The sequence below is a fragment of the Microbacterium sp. Z11_20 genome (assembly GCF_057197605.1).
Window position 1 is genome coordinate 335,481 of record NZ_JBXVOQ010000003.1, and the last position, 15,720, is coordinate 351,200.

At 70.8% G+C, this 15,720-nt stretch carries 17 protein-coding genes; 7 read left to right on the plus strand and 10 right to left on the minus strand.

The features are described from left to right. The first annotated feature begins 111 nt into the window (after positions 1-111). On the plus strand, positions 112-1,503 hold the full coding sequence (locus AC2DFQ_RS09610; RefSeq protein WP_484533728.1) for a glycosyltransferase: 1,392 nt from the start codon (positions 112-114) through the stop codon (positions 1,501-1,503). 190 nt (positions 1,504-1,693) lie between these two features. Here the strand turns inward: AC2DFQ_RS09610 and AC2DFQ_RS09615 are convergent, their stop codons facing one another. Further along, the gene (locus tag AC2DFQ_RS09615; protein ID WP_484533729.1) at positions 1,694-2,416 is read right to left on the minus strand and encodes an MBL fold metallo-hydrolase; all 723 of its coding nucleotides are present in this window, start codon (positions 2,414-2,416) and stop codon (positions 1,694-1,696) included. 78 nt (positions 2,417-2,494) lie between these two features. Here AC2DFQ_RS09615 and AC2DFQ_RS09620 point away from each other — a divergent pair, with 78 nt between their 5' ends. After that, complete coding sequence (locus AC2DFQ_RS09620; protein ID WP_484510513.1) at positions 2,495-3,013, plus strand: TetR/AcrR family transcriptional regulator; 519 nt, start codon at positions 2,495-2,497, stop codon at positions 3,011-3,013. Here the strand turns inward: AC2DFQ_RS09620 and ligD are convergent. Beyond that, positions 3,010-4,224 (minus strand): non-homologous end-joining DNA ligase, encoded by a 1,215-nt coding sequence (gene ligD, locus AC2DFQ_RS09625; RefSeq protein WP_484533730.1) that lies wholly within the window; start codon positions 4,222-4,224, stop codon positions 3,010-3,012. The genes AC2DFQ_RS09620 and ligD overlap by 4 nt on opposite strands. A gap of 295 nt (positions 4,225-4,519) precedes the next feature. After that, positions 4,520-5,398 carry a Bax inhibitor-1/YccA family protein gene (locus AC2DFQ_RS09630; protein ID WP_484510515.1) on the minus strand — a complete coding sequence of 293 codons (879 nt, stop codon included), beginning with the start codon at positions 5,396-5,398 and terminating at the stop codon, positions 4,520-4,522. Between the two features lie 155 nt (positions 5,399-5,553). Between AC2DFQ_RS09630 and AC2DFQ_RS09635 the strand changes: the two genes are divergently transcribed. The 3 genes from AC2DFQ_RS09635 to AC2DFQ_RS09645 are packed head-to-tail and all read left to right on the plus strand — an operon-like array spanning position 5,554 to position 8,669. Beyond that, the gene (locus tag AC2DFQ_RS09635) at positions 5,554-6,564 is read left to right on the plus strand and encodes a glycerophosphodiester phosphodiesterase family protein (protein WP_484510516.1); all 1,011 of its coding nucleotides are present in this window, start codon (positions 5,554-5,556) and stop codon (positions 6,562-6,564) included. A gap of 45 nt (positions 6,565-6,609) precedes the next feature. Next, on the plus strand, positions 6,610-7,584 hold the full coding sequence (locus AC2DFQ_RS09640) for an ABC transporter ATP-binding protein (protein ID WP_484533731.1): 975 nt from the start codon (positions 6,610-6,612) through the stop codon (positions 7,582-7,584). Further along, entirely contained in the window at positions 7,581-8,669 is a 1,089-nt protein-coding gene (locus AC2DFQ_RS09645; RefSeq protein WP_484533732.1) for an ABC transporter permease, read from the plus strand. Before AC2DFQ_RS09640 ends, AC2DFQ_RS09645 begins: the two co-directional genes overlap by 4 nt. 12 nt (positions 8,670-8,681) lie before the next feature. Here AC2DFQ_RS09645 and AC2DFQ_RS09650 read toward each other — a convergent pair whose 3' ends face one another. The 7 genes from AC2DFQ_RS09650 to AC2DFQ_RS09680 form a co-directional block, all read right to left on the minus strand. Next, positions 8,682-8,993, minus strand: coding sequence for a hypothetical protein (locus AC2DFQ_RS09650; protein WP_484533733.1), 312 nt, complete (start codon positions 8,991-8,993; stop codon positions 8,682-8,684). A gap of 78 nt (positions 8,994-9,071) precedes the next feature. After that, a complete protein-coding gene (locus AC2DFQ_RS09655) occupies positions 9,072-10,022 on the minus strand; it encodes a carbohydrate ABC transporter permease (protein WP_484510520.1) in 951 nt (316 codons plus the stop codon). Beyond that, a complete protein-coding gene (locus tag AC2DFQ_RS09660; RefSeq protein WP_484510521.1) occupies positions 10,019-10,972 on the minus strand; it encodes a carbohydrate ABC transporter permease in 954 nt (317 codons plus the stop codon). Before AC2DFQ_RS09660 ends, AC2DFQ_RS09655 begins: the two co-directional genes overlap by 4 nt. Before the next feature lies 1 nt (position 10,973). Then, positions 10,974-12,359 carry an ABC transporter substrate-binding protein gene (locus AC2DFQ_RS09665; RefSeq protein ID WP_484510522.1) on the minus strand — a complete coding sequence of 462 codons (1,386 nt, stop codon included), beginning with the start codon at positions 12,357-12,359 and terminating at the stop codon, positions 10,974-10,976. 142 nt (positions 12,360-12,501) lie between these two features. Beyond that, a complete protein-coding gene (locus AC2DFQ_RS09670; protein WP_484533734.1) occupies positions 12,502-13,953 on the minus strand; it encodes a phytoene desaturase family protein in 1,452 nt (483 codons plus the stop codon). Continuing rightward, positions 13,950-14,450, minus strand: a complete 501-nt coding sequence (locus AC2DFQ_RS09675) for an SRPBCC family protein (protein ID WP_484533735.1) — start codon at positions 14,448-14,450, stop codon at positions 13,950-13,952. The genes AC2DFQ_RS09670 and AC2DFQ_RS09675 overlap by 4 nt, the downstream gene beginning before the upstream one ends. A gap of 80 nt (positions 14,451-14,530) precedes the next feature. Then, positions 14,531-14,851 carry a DUF7882 family protein gene (locus AC2DFQ_RS09680; protein ID WP_484510525.1) on the minus strand — a complete coding sequence of 107 codons (321 nt, stop codon included), beginning with the start codon at positions 14,849-14,851 and terminating at the stop codon, positions 14,531-14,533. Between the two features lie 101 nt (positions 14,852-14,952). On the opposite strand from AC2DFQ_RS09680, the gene AC2DFQ_RS09685 reads away from it, so the two are divergent. Both AC2DFQ_RS09685 and AC2DFQ_RS09690 read left to right on the plus strand, forming a co-directional pair. Next, positions 14,953-15,426 (plus strand): MarR family transcriptional regulator, encoded by a 474-nt coding sequence (locus AC2DFQ_RS09685; protein ID WP_484533736.1) that lies wholly within the window; start codon positions 14,953-14,955, stop codon positions 15,424-15,426. Positions 15,427-15,572: 146 nt separating this feature from the next. After that, entirely contained in the window at positions 15,573-15,707 is a 135-nt protein-coding gene (locus AC2DFQ_RS09690) for a hypothetical protein (protein ID WP_484510527.1), read from the plus strand. Positions 15,708-15,720 lie beyond the last annotated feature (13 nt).

The following is a 15,720-nucleotide window of genomic DNA, read 5'->3' on the forward strand; positions in this document are numbered from 1 at the left end:
TCGGTCATGCCGCCCGCGCGTGGGGAGGGGAAGGCCGTCGTGGCCTGCCCGTCGGGCAGAGGTGCGCGACGAAGGGCAGCAGCGGGGGCGGGGCCGGGGGAGGATGGACGGGTGAGCGACTTCCCGGACGCGTGGTACCTCGTGCTGTCGAGCAGGCTCGTGCCCGACCTGGACGGCGGGTACACGATCGCCGCGCTCGCGCGCGCCCGGCAGATGGCCGAGGCTGGCGTGGCGGACGGGGAGGGGCCGCTCCTCCTCACCGTCGACCCGGGGAGCCCGGCCGACCATGCCGCGCACCGGGAGGAATTCGTCCGGCGGGGAGCAGTCGCCGATCCCGGCCGCATGCGGAACCTCTTCGACGAAGCCGCCGACCCGCACGGCGGCGCGGCGGCGTGGCTGCGGTCAGCCGGGCACCCGGGTGAGCCCGACCCGGCGCTGGCCTACCGCACGATCGACGACGCCCTCGGCAGGCCCGCGGTCGACGTTCCGGTGATCGCCGGTGATCCCGACTGGCACATCAGCACGGCGCCCGTGGTGATCCGCGGACGCGACGGGTCGGTCGCCGGGATCGTGGACGGGTTCGGGGCGCTGTACCGCGCGTGGCTCGCCGCTGTCGTGGCGGAGCTCCGCGCCGCAGCGGACAAGCCCGTGGTCGTCCTGTGCGAATCGCGTCAGCTCGGCGAGCTCCTGGCCGGGTGGGATGACCCGGACATCCGGCTCGTGCACGCGATCCATACGATCCACCTCGAGCCGCCATACGAGACGGATGCCGCGCTGAACCCGCTGTGGTCGCGGTGGTTCACCCTGGCCGAACGGTTCGATGCCGTGCTGTGGCCCACCGCATCGCAGCGCGCCGACGTGCAGGACCGGTTCGGGGCATCCGACGTGCATGTCCTGGCGCCGCACGGCATCGCCGCGGCCGAGTCGGTGGTGCCGCCGGGCGATCGAGACCCGGGGCGCGTGGTGATGCTCGGCCGGCTGGCGCCCGGGAAGCGCGTCGACGTCGCGATCCGCGCCTTCGCCCGCGTGGTCGAGGCCGTTCCCGCCGCGCGCTTGGACATCTACGGCGAGGGGGCGGAGCGGTCGCGCCTCCAGGCGCTGATCGACGAGCGTGGCCTCGCGGCGCACGTGGTGCTGCGCGGGGCGACGGATGATCCCGGCCGTGTGCTGGATGACGCGTCGGTGTACCTGCAGACCTCAGCGTTCGAGGGGCAGGGCCTCGCCCTCGGCGAGGCCCTCGTGCACGGCTGTCCGGCGGTGGTCTTCGACATCCGTTACGGGCCGCGCGACCTGCTCGCCTCCGGCGGCGGCATCCTCGTGCCCGACGGCGACGAGGAGGCGCTCGTCGCAGCGCTCGCGGAGGTGCTGTCGGATGCGGCCCTCCGCGAGCGGCTCGCGACCGAGGCGGTTGCCGCCTCCCGGGCGGTCGACCCGGCGCGCGCCATGTCGGCGCTGTCGGCCGCCGTGCGCGACGTGCTCGCCCGGCCCTCCCGGCGGATCTGACCCGCCGCCCCCTCCCGCTACGTCCGACCGGGCACCGGCACCCGGTGGGCCCGTGCACGTAATCAGTCTGAACGGACGCCGTAGCGGTGAGAGCCCGTGCGAATTCGGGCGTCGCAACCGGGACGGCGAGTGTTCAGGCTGATTACGGCTCGCTCAGGCGTTGCTCCGCCCCACGGGTGTTCCGGGAGACTCAGCCGGCGACGGAAGCCGCCGCGCGGACTGCCGCGGCGGCATCCGCGGGCGATCCGCGGTAGGGCGCGCCGTGGCCAGGCACGACCCACGACGCCTCGAGCCCGGCGAGGCGGTCGAGCGAGGCGAGGGCCTGCGCGGGCTCGTCGGTGAAGGGCGCCGGCTGGAGGCCCGTACGTCCGGTGAGCACGTTGCGCGTCGTGAGGGCGTCTCCCACGAAGAGGGCTCCGGCCACCGCGGAGTACACCGCGATGCTGCCGGGGGAGTGCCCGGGCAGCGCGATGACCCGCGGGGCCCCGGGAAGATCCAGCACCTCACCGTCGGCGACCTCGGTGACCTCGGTGAGATGCTGCGGCCGCATCCCGCCCTTGCGCAGGGTGTAGGCGGCGAACCCGAGCGTCGGGCCCAGGCGCATGGCGCCCATCGCCGTCTTTGGCTTGTCGCCGCCGCGGGCGCGGTCCGCGTCCGCGGAGTGGACGAACACGGGGACGCCGTGCTCCCGGCGCAGACGCTCGGCGAAACCGATGTGATCACTGTCGCCATGGGTCAGCACGACGCCGCGGATGTCGCCCAGCGAGCGTCCGAGCGCGCCGAGCTCGGTCTTCAGGTCGCGCCAGTGGCCGGGGAGGCCCGCGTCGATCACGGTGATCCCCTCGGGGGTGTCGATGAGGTGGGCGGCGACGATGTCGTTCCCGATGCGGGAGAGATGGGGTGCGAGTCGCATGATGCGTGTCCTTGTCTACCAGTGATGGCTATGCTACGTAGCTATGATAGCTTATGTCAATAGCCATGAGGGGATCCGATGCCGACACCGGAACGCACGAGTCTCGACGACATCGTCGGGGCGGCCCGCCACCTGCTCGAGGCGGGGGGCCCCGCTCGCGTGACCATGCAGGCCGTCGCCGAACGCGTGGGCGTGCGCGCGCCGTCGCTGTACAAACGTGTCCGCGACCGCGAGGCGCTCCTCGTCCTCGTCGGTGCCGCCATCGCGGAGGATCTGCAGGTGCGCCTGGAGACCTCCGCCGACAGCATCGAAGGGCTCGCGCGCGCGTACCGCGCCTTCGCGCACGATCAGCCCGAGGGCTTCCGCTTCCTGCTCGCCGGACCGACCGACCCCGAGCTCCTCGCCCGGGCGAGCGCACCGGTGCTGCGGGTCGCCCGCGCCGCCGTGGGAGACGAGCACGCCCTGGATGCGGCGCGGCTCCTCACGGCCTGGGTGGCCGGCTTCCTCACCATGGAACTGGCGGGTGCCTTCCGGCTGGGCGGAGACATCGACGCGGCCTTCGAGTACGGGCTGTCGCGCCTGGGCGCTGCGCTCTAGGCCCAGGGGTCGTACGTCGCGAGCAGTTCGCCCTGCTCCGGTCGCTCGGCCTCGGGAACGTGCTGCAGGTTCACCCGCACGCGGTACCACAGCGAGCTCGACCCGCGCATCCCGTCCACGAGCACGTCGGCCGGATGCAGCATCCCGGAGACCTCCGGATGCTCCGCCTTCCACCGGTCGAGGAGTTCGAGCGCCTCGGGCTTGGTCTTCGTGCGCGCGATCTCGATGAGCGGCATGGTCGATGCGCGCCGGCCCGAGCCGTCGGAGTCGCGGGGCGGCTTCTCGGCCGGTCCGAGCCGCTCCGCCAGTTCGAGCAGACCATCCAGCGAGCCGACCGCCTCGTCGATGCCCCGATGCGGGTCGCCGAGGGCGGCGAAGCGCTCGAGCACCGTCGCGACCGTGAACTCCTCCGGCCGACGTGTTCGCACCTCGTCCCACGTGAGCGGGGTGGACACCCGCGCATCCGGAAGCGGACGGATCGAGTACGCCGACGCGACGGTGCGGTCCTTGGCGTTCTGGTTGAAGTCGACGAAGACACTCTCGCCCCGCTCCTCCTTCCACCACCGCGCGGTGGCGAGCCCCGGGGCGCGGTTCTCCACCTCGCGCGCGAGGGTCTCGGCAGCCAGTCGCACCTGCGTGAAGTCGCACTGGGGTGCGATGCGCACGAGGATATGCAGCCCGCGCGACCCGCTCGTCTTGGGCCAGCCGACCAGGCCGTAGTCGCTCAGCACGTCGCGGGCGATGAAGGCGACGTCGACGATCTGCGTCCAGTCCACGCCGGGCATGGGGTCCAGGTCCACGCGCAACTCGTCGGGATGATCGAGGTCCTCGGCACGCACGGGATGCGGGTTGAGGTCGAGGCATCCGAGGTTCGCGATCCAGGCCAGGCCCGCCGCATCCCGCACCACCGTCTCCTCCGCCGACGTTCCGCGGGCGTAGTGCAGCGTCGCCGTGTCGATGAAGTCGGGGTGGTTCTCCGGCACGCGCTTCTGGAAGAACGCCTCTTGGTCGATGCCCTTCACGAAACGCTTGAGCACCATCGGGCGCCCGCCGGCCCCGCGGAGGGCGCCCTCGGCGACGGCCACGTAGTAGCGCACGATGTCGAGCTTCGTGATGCCGGGTGCGGGGAAGACCACCCGGTCGGGGCTCGTGACGCGCACCTCGTGCCCGCCGATGTCGAGGATTTCCGCGGGCGTCTTCGACGGGCTCATGCCGCGAGGTTAGCTGTGCGACGGGCGCGGCGGCGAGGGGTTGCGAGCCGACGCCGTTCAAAACTCAGGAGATTCCGCACTCCGGAGCCCGGTTGGGGGTGGTTCGGCCGCGGATCTCCTGAGTTTTGAACGCAGGCCGGCGTCCGGGTCCGGCGGGCGTGGCGGACACGACGGGCGTGGCGGATACGGCGGGCGTGGCGGATACGGCAGGCGTGGCGGATACGGCGGTGCGCGGTGCAGCGGGAACGACGAAGGGGGCCGCCCGGATGGGCGACCCCCTTCGGGAAGCGGTGGGTCAGTTGTTGCCGCGCAGGATGGCGAGGATGCGGAGGATCTCGACGTACAGCCACACGACGGTGACCATGATGCCGAAGGCTCCGACCCACGCGTACTTGCGGGGGGCACCGGCGCGGACGCCGCGCTGGATCTGGTCGAAGTCGAGCACCAGCGAGTAGGCGGCCATGACGACCACGAGGAGGCCGATGATGACGCCCAGCGGGATGCCGAAGATCTCGATCGAACGGAGACCGAAGGCGCCGCCGGCGATCGGGACGTTGAAGAGCATCAGACCGACGTTGATGAGGCTGAAGACGAGGTAGCCCACCATGGCGATGAGGAAGATCTTCGTCGCCTTCGCCGAGGCGCGGATCTTGCCGCTGGCGAACAGCGCGAGGGTCACGCCCACGACCGAGAGGGTCGCGAGGGTCGCCTGGAAGACGATGCCGGGGTAGATGAACTCGAAGAAGGCCGAGATGCCACCGACGAACAGACCCTCGAACGCCGCGTACGCGACGATGAGCGGCACCGACGGCTGCTTCTTGAAGATGTTGACCATCGCCAGCACGAAGCCGCCGATGGCTCCGATGAGCATCGGCGCGACCGACGGGTTGGGGTTCTGCGCCGTGACGCCGGCCATCGTCCACATCCAGCCGGCCACGGCGGTGACCACGAGAACGCCGAACAGGGCGAGGGTCTTGTGGACGGTGTCCTCCACCGTCATGCGACCGGTCTCGCGGGCGCCGGCGGGCGGGGCGGCGTACATGCCGTCCAGCTGTGCGGCTTCGGCGGCGGGCGGCGGCGCGTACTGCGTCGCGGCGGGACCGCCCGGGTACGTCGAAGCGGCGCGGGAGTCCTGGAACGCCGGGTTGTTGAAGGCCGGGTTGTTGAGGGCCACTTGCTCTCACACTCCAAAGAATGTCTGGGATCACAGCACTGTGCTGTGCATCAACGATAGCCGACCGCGTGCGCACCCCGGCAGAACGGCGCTGAAGGTTCGCTATGAGCGCTACCCGCCCGATCGGGTGCCGTTCGCGCGGGTAGCGTGGGGCCGTGAGTCGCCCCCATCCGCTCGTCATCGGCCATCGCGGTGCGCCCGGATACCGTCCCGAGCACAGCCGCTCGTCGTACGAGCTGGCGCTGGCCCTCGGGGTGGATGCTGTCGAGCCCGACATCGTCGTCTCCCGGGACGGCGTGCTGGTGGTGCGCCACGAGAACGAGATCGGCTCCACGACCGATGTCGGCCGGCATCCCGGGTTCGCCGATCGGCGCACGACCAAGACGGTCGACGGCGCAGAACTGACCGGCTGGTTCACCGAGGACTTCACGTGGGACGAACTGAGCACCCTCCGCTGTCGCGAGCGACTGCCGAAGATCCGGCCGTCGAGCGCCTCGTTCGACGGCACGCAACCCGTCCTGCGCCTGCGCGACGTCCTGGATCTCGTCCGCGAGGCGTCGCTCGAACAGGGCCGCGAGATCGGCGTGGTGCTCGAGATCAAGCACGCCACCTACTTCGGCGAGCTGGGCTTCGACGTGGCCGCACTCATCGCAGCGGAGCTGCACGCGGCGGGGTGGGCGCGCGGCGAGCTGCCGGTGGTGTTCGAGTCGTTCGAGTCCACCGTCATCGAAGACCTCCGCGCCCGTGGTCTCCCCGGCACCTACATCTACCTGCTGGAGGCGGCGGGGAGTCCGTACGACCTTGTCGCCCGCCACGGATCGTCGGCCCCGACCTACGCCGCGACGGCCGCGCCCGCCGGGCTGGACGCACTGGCCGGACGCGTCGACGGGATCAGCGTCGACAAGCGCATGATCCTCGCCCCCGACGGCCGCGGGCGCACCGCGGGGCCGAGTCGTGTGGTCGGCGACGCGCACGACCGCGGCCTGCAGGTCTATACGTGGACCTGCAGGCCCGAGAACACGTTCCTCCTCCCGCAGTTCCGCGGTCGCGGGGGTGCCGGGGCGTTCGGCGACTTCGCCGGCGAGTGGGCGGTGATCCGCGACTCCGGCGTCGACGGGGTGTTCGTCGACCACCCCGACCTCGGGTTGAGCTTCTTCCGGGAGTGAGCACGGCGCTGGTGCCCTCACTCGCACCGCCCCTAGGCTGACCGCATGCCTGCGCCCGGAATCGCCGCCGACGGCGTCCGGCGGTCGTTCGGCCGGGTCGAGGCGGTGCGCGATGTCACCCTCCGGGCCGAGGAGGGACGCGTCACCGGGCTCGTCGGCCCGAACGGCTCCGGAAAGACCACCCTGCTGCTCATGCTGGCGTCGCTGCTGCGACCGGATGCGGGGGAGATCCGACTCAACGGGGTCGACCCGGTGACCGATCCCGCCGCCGTACGGGCGCAGCTCGGCTGGATGCCCGACACGCTCGGCGCCTGGCCGACGCTCACCTCTCGCGAGACGCTCGTGATCACGGGGCGGCTGTACAGCCTGTCGCGGGCCGACGCGGAGTACCGCGCCGACGTCCTGCTGGCGGAGGTGGGGCTCAGCGACCTCGCCGGCTCTCCGGCGCGGGTGCTCTCACGCGGGCAGAAGCAGCGCCTGGCCCTCGCCCGCGCTCTCGTGCACGACCCGCGGATCCTGCTGCTGGACGAGCCCGCGTCGGGCCTCGACCCGCAGGCCCGCATCGACCTGCGGTTGCTGCTGCGCCGCCTCGCGAGCGACGGCCGCACCATCCTGGTGTCCAGCCACGTGCTGAGCGAGCTCGAAGAGCTCGTCGATGACGCCGTGTTCCTCGTCGCCGGCGAGACGGTCCCGCCCGACCGCGTGGCACAGGCGGCGGGGCGCTCGCGGGCGTGGCGCATCCGGGTGCTCGCGGGGGCACCCGGATTCACAGGGTCGGAGACGGATGCCGCGCCCGACGGTCCGCCCGACGCGCTGGCCCGCGTGGCCGCGGCGCTGGGCCGGCGACCCGGCGACCTCTCGGTCGACCGGCGCGACGTGCTCGTGCCCTTCGCCTCCGACGCCGACGCCGCCGGCGCCCTCCGCGCGCTCGTGACGGCGGGGGTCGCGGTGGCCGAGTTCGCCCCGGCCACGGGCGACCTGGAGCACACCTTCCTCGACCTGCGGAGGGGCGACGCATGAGCCCGTCGCGGCTGGGCACCGTCATCCGCCTCGAACTGACCCAGCGGCTGCGCTCGGTCGCGTGGTACGTGCTCCTGGGGATCTTCGCCCTCGTGCTGCTCGTCGTCACGGCCCTTGCCATCACCGCGTCCGCGCTGAACGACGACAGCGGCGGATGGTTGTTCTCGCTGCTGATCTTCCTCGTGCTGCTGCTCGCGCTCCTGGTCTCCCCGACGCTCAGCGGCAACAGCATCAACGGCGATCGCGACGCCGCGACACTGGCCCCCATGCAGGTGACCCTGGCGACCACCGCAGAGATCCTGCTCGGCAAGTTCCTGGCGGCGTGGATCGCGGGCCTCGCCTTCCTCGTCGTGGCCCTGCCGTTCCTCGTCGTCGCCACCCTCGCCGGCGAGCTGCAGCCGGCCACGATCCTCACGTCCCTGGCGATCCTGGTCGTCGAGGTCGGTGTCGTGGCCGGGATCGGCGTGGGGTTGAGCGCGATCATCGCGCGACCGCTGTTCTCGGTGGCGGCGACGTACCTCGTCGTGGCGGCTCTCGCCGTCGGGACGCTCATCGCCTTCGGCCTGGGAACGGCGACCGCGCGGGTCGAGGTGACCGCGTACGAGCGCAGCTTCGACCAGGAGGGCGTGTACGTGTGTGGGCCGGGGGAGGACCCCGACGACACCGGGTGCGTGGAGGACGTGCCGCCGAGCACGTGTTCACCGTGGCGCGAGTACACCTACGAGTCGGCGCGGTCCGACCACGTGTGGTGGCTCCTGGCGGCCAACCCGTTCGTCATCCTCGCCGACGCGACGCCGACGACCTACACGCAGGAGGGCTACCCGGAAGACCTGTTCGGCCAGGTGGCATGGGGGGTGCGGGCCGCGCAGATCCCGCCGGAGACCGAGGTGCGCTACGACTACTGCGACACTGCCACGTGGCAGAACCCCGGGCCCGTGCCGCGGGATCAGATCGGCGACACCGCCCCCAGCTGGTTCGTCGGACTGTTCGTGCAGTTGCTGTTGACGGCGGGACTCCTCGTCTGGGGATGGCAGCGCACGCGCACGCCGGCCCGGCGGCTTCCTCCCGGCACGCGTATCGCGTGAGGAGAGCCGCGTTCAGCCCCGCCACCGCCGGGGCCGTGCAGGAGTGGATGCGCTGCCGGTGGCGACAGCCCGGGCGGCAGCATCCACCGCTTCCTGCACGCGCGCGAAGCGCGCCGGGAGCCCCCTGCCTCGCAGCCAGATGACGTCGACGTGATCGGGTCCGCGCGGCCGCACGCACGCGACGAGGCGGCGTGCGTCATCGGCGGGGAACCGGGTGTCGTGGATCAGCCATTCTTCGGTCCCCACCGGCACGAGGATGAGGCGGCTGCCGGGGGCCGACGCGGCGTCCTCGCCACAAGCCGGGATGTTGTCTGCGATCGTCATCGTCGTCCTTTCATCCGCGAACCAGGGGACCGTACGACGGCCCTGTGGCACCTGCTCAGGGGCTTGACTTCGGGCGGATCACCCCTTCAGCCCGGAGGTACTGATCCCCTGGATGATCTGCTTCTGGCCGATGAAGAAGACGATGATCATCGGGACTGTGGCGATGACGCTCGCCGTCACGATGAGCTCCCAGTGCCACTCCCCGCCGAAGCCGAAGGCGTCCACGAGCGACTTCAGGCCGCGGGGGATCGTGAACGTCGACGAGTCGCGCAGGTAGATCAGCGCCCGCATCAGATCGGTCCAGACCGCCTGCACTTCGAAGACCAGTGTCACCGCGAGAGCCGGACGCAGGAGCGGCAGGGCGATGCGCCAGAACACGCCCCACTGCGTCGCCCCGTCCACGCGCGCCGCGTCGAAGAGCTCGCGGGGGAGCCCGAGCATGAACTGCCGGAGCAGGAAGACGTAGAAGGCGCTCGCGAACAGGTTCCCGGCCCACAGCGGAACGAGGGTGCCGACGAAACCGAGCGAGTTCCAGATGAGGAACGTCGGGATCATGGTCACCGCCCCCGGAAGCATCATCGACGCCAGGACGAAACCGAAGAGGACGTTGCGCCCGCGGAAGCGGAAGTGCGCGAAGCCCCATGCGACCATCGCGCTGGAGATGGTGACCGTCACGGCGGCGAGCACGGTCACGAGCACCGTATTGAACAGCCACAGCGCCAGGGGGGCCTCCTGCCACACCTGCACGTAGTTGTCGAGGGTGAACGTCTCGGGGATGAGGCGGTTGTCGAAGACCTCTCCCCGTGGCTTGAACGACGCGGAGACGAGCCAGATGAACGGGTAGGCGAAGGCGACCGTCACGAGCGTCAGCAGCACGATGACGATGGCGCGGGTCAGCGGCACGCGCTTCCTGCGGGCCCGCGGCGTCGGGTCGGAGGCGACCGACAGCGCCGCGGGACCCCGCGGGTGAGCGGGGTTCTGACCGGCGGCCCCCGCCGCGCCCGTTCCGGGGGAGAGGATGCCGGTCATTTCGGGGCCTCGCCCTCGTAGTACACGACCCGTCGCGACACGATCAGCTGCACGGCCGTGACGGCCATGATCAGGAAGAAGAGGATCCACGCCATCGCGGAGGCGTACCCCATGTTCAGGAACTGGAACGCCTGCTGGAAGAGGTAGATGACGTAGAACAGGGCCGCATCGTTGCTGTAGGTCGTGTTGCCGGCGCCGAAGAACGCCGTGTAGGCCTCGTCGAAGGTCTGCAGGCCGGCGATCGTGTTGACCACCACGATGAAGAACAGGGCGGGGCTGATGAGGGGAAGCGTGACGTTGGTGAACTGCCGCCAGCGCCCGGCGCCGTCGATGCGCGCCGACTCGTACAGCTCCTCGGGCACGCTCTGCAGTGCCGCGAGCAGGATGATCACGGTGGACCCCACGGTCCACACGCTCATGATGATCAGCCCCGGCTTCACCCACGACGGATCGGTCGTCCACGCCGGACCGCTGATGCCGACCGAACCCAGCATCGCGTTGATGAGCCCGTTCTGGCCGTTGAACAGCAGCAGGAAGAGGATGCCGATGGCCACCGGCGGCGTCATCTTCGGCAGGAACACCATCGTCCGGAAGAATCCGGACGCGCGGCCCGCGCGGTGCAGGAGCACCGCGAGGGCGAGGGCGACGATCACGTACACCGGCACCTGCACCAGCGTGTAGAAGAACGTGTTCCCCAGGGCCAGGCCGATCTTGGGGTCGTCGAACAGTCGGGTGTAGTTCTCCCACCCGACGAAGGACGGGTCGTTGATGACGTCGTAGTCGGTGAAGGACAGGTAGGCGCTGTACAGCAACGGCCATGCCGTGAAGACGGCGAAGCCGATGAGCCAGGGCGAGAGGAACAGCAATGCCGACCGGGCATTGCGACGGGCCGCGCGGCGCCGAGACCGCTGGCGGGCCGGGTCGACGGTCGCGGCGGAGACGGCGGTCACCTCAGTCCCCGTCGTCGATCTTCGCCCACGCGGCGTCGAGCGCTTCCTGCGCGGTCTCCTGCGCGGAGGCGAGCGCCTCGGCCGCCTCCGCCTGGCCGTTGAGCACGCTGTTGACCGCGTCCTGCATCGCCTGGGTGAACTCCGCGTCGGCGGGATTGGCGGGGAGGGTGAAGCTGGCGTCGTTCGCTTCGTACATCGCCGTCACGGCGGAGTCCCACGGCTCTCCGCCGGCGGTGACCATGCCGCGGAGCAACTCATCCGCCTCGGTGTTGGCAGTGAGTAGGCCGAGGAAGGGCTTCCCCTCCTCCGAGCGGGTTTCCACGCGGGCGGTTCCGGCCGCCTCCCAGGCGTCGACGGAGGTCATCACGCGGGCCCAGCGGCACGCGGCCTCGGGATTCGGGCTTCCGGAGGGGATGGCCCACGCCGAGCCGGAGGCGTACGCCAGCGGTGCGCCGTCGCGTGCGCGCACCGTGTCGAAGGCCATCGGGGCGTCGGGCGACACGTCGCTCAGGACATTGACGTACCACTGCTCCATCGGCATCGCCCCGAGCACGCCGGTGGCGAACTGGTTGTCCTCGCCGAAGAAGTCCGCCGAATCCCGGTACGCCTTCACGGCGCTGAAGCCGCCCTGCTGGTCGTAGATCGACACGGCCCATTCGAGGGCCTCCACGACCGCGGGGTCGTCGAGCTGCGCCGTACGACCGTCCTCCGAGATCAGGTCGGCGCCGTTGGCCTTCGCCCACAGGGGGAGGAATTCGGGCAGCTTGCTGTCGTACCCGATGACGGTGAGCCTCCCGTCCTCGGTCCTGGTGAGAGCGGCGTTCGCGGCGCTCACTGCCTCCCAGCTCGAGCCGTTGACGTCGTCGATCGTGAGGCCGGCGCCGGCGAGGAGGTCGGCGTTGGCCATGGTCATCTGGATCGAGTTGAACTCGGGGATGCCGTACACCGAACCGTCGAAGGTCACCTGCTCCAGCGCCTCCGGTACGTACATCGCGGTGTCGATGCCTTCGCCCTCGATGCATCGGTCCAGTGGCAGGATCGCCCCCCGTGCGGCGAGCGACCCGATCTGGTTGCGGTTGGCGTAGACGACGGCGGGCGGTTCGCCCGACGCGACGGCCGAGAGGAACTGCTGAAGGTCGAGTTCGCCCTCGATGAGGCTCACCTCGACGTCGCCGAGCTCCTCCTCGGCCAGATCCATGCGGGCTGTCGCGATCTCATCGACACCGGAGAATCCCATCACCGACAGGTCGCCGCTGAGCTCGGTGGCCGAGTCGTACTCCGCGTCCGCGTCGTCGGCGCCGCCCGTGCCGACGGCGCATCCGGCCAAGCCCATGCTCGCGATCCCCGCGACTGCTGTTGCGGCCACCCAGCGACGAATCCCGTGCATCTCGCATCCTCCCGTACGACCGCCGCCGGAGAAGTGGGCGGTGGGGAGAACGTAAGAAGCGCTCGCCCGGCGCGCTAGGGGGCTTGACGGGAGAGACGGAACCGTTCTCTTTCCCGCGCCCGTGTTCCGATGCCTCGCGCGGCTAGCGCGGAGACAGATCAGGCATCGCGCGAGTGCCGAACTCGTGCGTCAGAGCGCTCAGCGCGGCGCGCCATCCGGCGAGCCCGTGCACGCCCGGCCCCGGGCTCGTCGACGCAGAGCAGAGGTACACCCCCGGCGCCGGCGTCCGCCATGGGTCGGGCGACAGGGTCGGGCGGCGTACGAGCTGGAGCATGGTGGCCGCTCCGGCTGCGATGTCGCCGCCGGGGTAGTTGGGATTCTCCTCCGCGATTTCCACGGCCGTGCGTGACCGGGACGCGAGGATCGTGTCGCGGAATCCGGGGGCGAACCGCTCGATCTGTGCAGTGATGACCTCTTCCCGGTCGGCGTCGCTCCCGGCGGGCACGTGCGTATAGGTCCACAGCGTGTGCGCTCCTGAGGGGGCGCGGGTCTCGTCGAACACCGACGGCTGAGCTACGAGGACGTAGGGCCGGTCGGGGAGTTCCCCCCGGCCGATGAGGTTCTCGGATGCGGCGATCTCGGCGCGCGTCCCTCCCACGTGCACCGTGCCCGCCTCACGAACACCCGGGTCGGCCCACGGGACGGGTTCGGACAGGGCGAAATCGACCTTCGCGACGCCCGCGCCGTAGCGGAAGGCGGCGAGGGCTGCCCGGTAGCGCGCGGGAAGCGCGTCGCCCGCGATCCGGAGGAGCGCGTCGGGGGTGACATCCAGCAGTACCGCCCGCGCGGACGGCAGCTCCGCCAGCGAGCGCACGTCGGTGTCGAGGACGATCTCGCCCCCGAAGGCGCGGAGGTCATCGGCCATCGCATCCACGATCGCCTGGCTGCCGCCCACCGGGATCGGCCAGCCGAGAGCGTGCGCGTACGTGCCGAGGGCCAGTCCTGCACCGGCCGCGGCAAGGCTCGGTTGCGACAGGATGGTGTGGGCTGCGACGCCGGTGATCAGGGCGGGCGCGGCCTCCTCGGAGAACCGGGCATTCCACGCCGGCGTCCCCTGCTCGAGGGCGCGCAGGCCGAAGGCTATCGCGGTCGCGGGCTGCCGCGGGATCCGCAGCAGGGTGTCGCCGGTGAACTCGGCGACGTCGCTCGCGTGCTCGACCAGCGGCCGCATCAGGCGTCGATAAGCGTCGCCATCGGCGCCGAGAGTGTCGGCCGTACGGTCGAGATCCCGGTAGGCGACGGCCGCGGGGCGCCCGTCCAGGGGGTGGGCGTAGGAGGCTTCGGGCACGACGAAGTCCACCCGGCGGGAGAGCCCGAACTCCCGGAAGAAGCGCGACTCGAAGGCCAGCGGATGCACCGCCGAGCACACGTCGTGGCGGAAGCCGGGCAGGGTCAGTTCAGCAGTCCCGGCACCGCCGCCGATGCGTGATGACCGTTCGTAGAGGCGCACGGACAGACCCGCACGCGCGAGGGTCACCGCCGCGGCCAGGCCGTTCGGGCCGGAGCCGACGACGACCGCGTCGAACTCGGTCATCGCGTGTCGTCGGACTCGCGAGTGGACGCGTCCTCATCTTCGGCGGTGGTGCGCACCGGGACATCGGCCATCCCCTCGGCCAGGTAGGCCAGTCGATGAAGCGTCTCCGTGTTGCGCAGCTGCAGCGGGATGTCGAGGATCGGCGCCGGAATCAGCGCCCCCGGCCCCGCCACCGCCTCCTCCTGGATGCGGACGATCGATCCGTCGGGGTGGGGCTTGACGTGGATGGTGACCCGGGCTTCGCCGATCGGCCAGCCACGGGCCTTCAGGACGAACCGGCGGGGCGGGTCGTACTCGAGGACCTCGGTGGCGTCATCGATCAGGATCGGCCAGGTGCCGAAGGAGTGATGCAGCTGGCTGCCGGCGCGCGGCCAGTCCTCCCCGACATCCCTCATCCGCGACGCGCCGACGACCCACGAAGGGAAGAGCCAGCCGTTCTCCAGCACCCGGAATACGTCCTCCGGGGTGCACCGCAGCACTCGTGTGTTTCGCGACATCCGTCAGCCTCCTCGTTTCCGCCACGCTAGCGGCGGGAGAGGGTCAGGACCCAAGGGGTTGCGCGACCAGGCCGGCGGTGTCAGCCGCGCGAACGCTCAGGAGCGGTCGAGTCCGACGGGGAAGGGGTGAGATCGACGGACATGCCCGCGGCGGTTGCCGCCTCGTTCGCGAGCTGCTGGAGCAGCTCCGGGTCGAGCATCTCGGGTTCGGGGGAGGCGAAGACGAAGCGCAACTCGATCGAGGGGTGCAGCCAGATGGTCGAGCGACCCTGGTCGCGCCACGACAACGTGAAGCTCTCGCTGCGGCGGAGCTTCGTCGCGATGACCACCTTGAGGTGCGCGAGCAGGCGGTCGGGGATCTCGATGGGATTCGTGGTGCCGCCGTAGTACAGATGACCCATGGCGAGCTCCTTCGGTTGACCCCAGCGTTTCAACCTATCAGTTGGTACACATTTTTAGATAAGTATGTGTGACAGGGTGCCCCGCCGGGTACTGTTCCGGGATGGCAGGAGACGAGCAGGGGAACGCGGTGCGACGTTTCTCCCTCGCAGACCCGTCGCCACTGCTTCAGGCGCTGCAGCGCTACGTCGACGCCCGGCAGGCCTCCCTCATCGAGGCGCGCCACAAACTGGGAGTCAACGAACTGGATGCGCGCGCCCTCCTGTTCGTCGCCGCCCACCCGGGTGCCCGGCCGACCTCGCTGCGCGACTACCTGGGGATCACCTCGGCCGGAGTGACGGCGCTGGTCGATCGGCTCGAGCAGCGGGGCGCTGTGCGCCGCGACGTCGACGACGAGGATCGACGGGTCTACCGCCTGGGGGTCACGGTCGACCTCACTGTCGAACCATGGTCGGCCCTCACCCGCTTCGACACCGAGTTCGAGAGTGCGCTGGCCGCCTCCGGCTCCGGCGACGCGGAGCGGCTCGCCGCCACGCTCGACGCGATCACGTCCGCCGTCGTCGACACCCCGCGCTGACACGCGGACGGCGCTGCCGGGAAATCGGTGAGTCATCCTGTGCATTCGGGCGGCTCGGGTCAACCCCCTACGTCGATCACCGCCGACCCGATGAGGTAGAGCCGGAGGACGCCGCACCCGCGGCGCCGCGACGTGAGGAGACCGACATGAGCGATTCCCTTCCCGACAAGCCGAGCCAGGCCGAGGGCGACGTGGGCGACGACGACGTGACCGAGGCGCAGGAGTCCGGCCAGCTCGACGCCGACCCCACCGGCGATAAGAGCTCCGACGACGACGCCTGACCGGCAGCGGCCA

Excerpts from the sequence above, each read along its gene's own strand:
- AC2DFQ_RS09615 (WP_484533729.1), bottom strand. The coding sequence starts at position 2,416 with ATGCGACTCGCACCCCATCTCTCCCGCATCGGGAACGACATCGTCGCC.
- AC2DFQ_RS09620 (WP_484510513.1), top strand. The coding sequence starts at position 2,495 with ATGCCGACACCGGAACGCACGAGTCTCGACGACATCGTCGGGGCGGCC.
- ligD (WP_484533730.1), bottom strand. The coding sequence starts at position 4,224 with ATGAGCCCGTCGAAGACGCCCGCGGAAATCCTCGACATCGGCGGGCAC.
- AC2DFQ_RS09640 (WP_484533731.1), top strand. The coding sequence starts at position 6,610 with ATGCCTGCGCCCGGAATCGCCGCCGACGGCGTCCGGCGGTCGTTCGGC.
- AC2DFQ_RS09645 (WP_484533732.1), top strand. The coding sequence starts at position 7,581 with ATGAGCCCGTCGCGGCTGGGCACCGTCATCCGCCTCGAACTGACCCAG.
- AC2DFQ_RS09650 (WP_484533733.1), bottom strand. The coding sequence starts at position 8,993 with ATGACGATCGCAGACAACATCCCGGCTTGTGGCGAGGACGCCGCGTCG.
- AC2DFQ_RS09655 (WP_484510520.1), bottom strand. The coding sequence starts at position 10,022 with ATGACCGGCATCCTCTCCCCCGGAACGGGCGCGGCGGGGGCCGCCGGT.
- AC2DFQ_RS09665 (WP_484510522.1), bottom strand. The coding sequence starts at position 12,359 with ATGCACGGGATTCGTCGCTGGGTGGCCGCAACAGCAGTCGCGGGGATC.
- AC2DFQ_RS09670 (WP_484533734.1), bottom strand. The coding sequence starts at position 13,953 with ATGACCGAGTTCGACGCGGTCGTCGTCGGCTCCGGCCCGAACGGCCTG.
- AC2DFQ_RS09675 (WP_484533735.1), bottom strand. The coding sequence starts at position 14,450 with ATGTCGCGAAACACACGAGTGCTGCGGTGCACCCCGGAGGACGTATTC.
- AC2DFQ_RS09680 (WP_484510525.1), bottom strand. The coding sequence starts at position 14,851 with ATGGGTCATCTGTACTACGGCGGCACCACGAATCCCATCGAGATCCCC.
- AC2DFQ_RS09685 (WP_484533736.1), top strand. The coding sequence starts at position 14,953 with ATGGCAGGAGACGAGCAGGGGAACGCGGTGCGACGTTTCTCCCTCGCA.
- AC2DFQ_RS09690 (WP_484510527.1), top strand. The coding sequence starts at position 15,573 with ATGAGCGATTCCCTTCCCGACAAGCCGAGCCAGGCCGAGGGCGACGTG.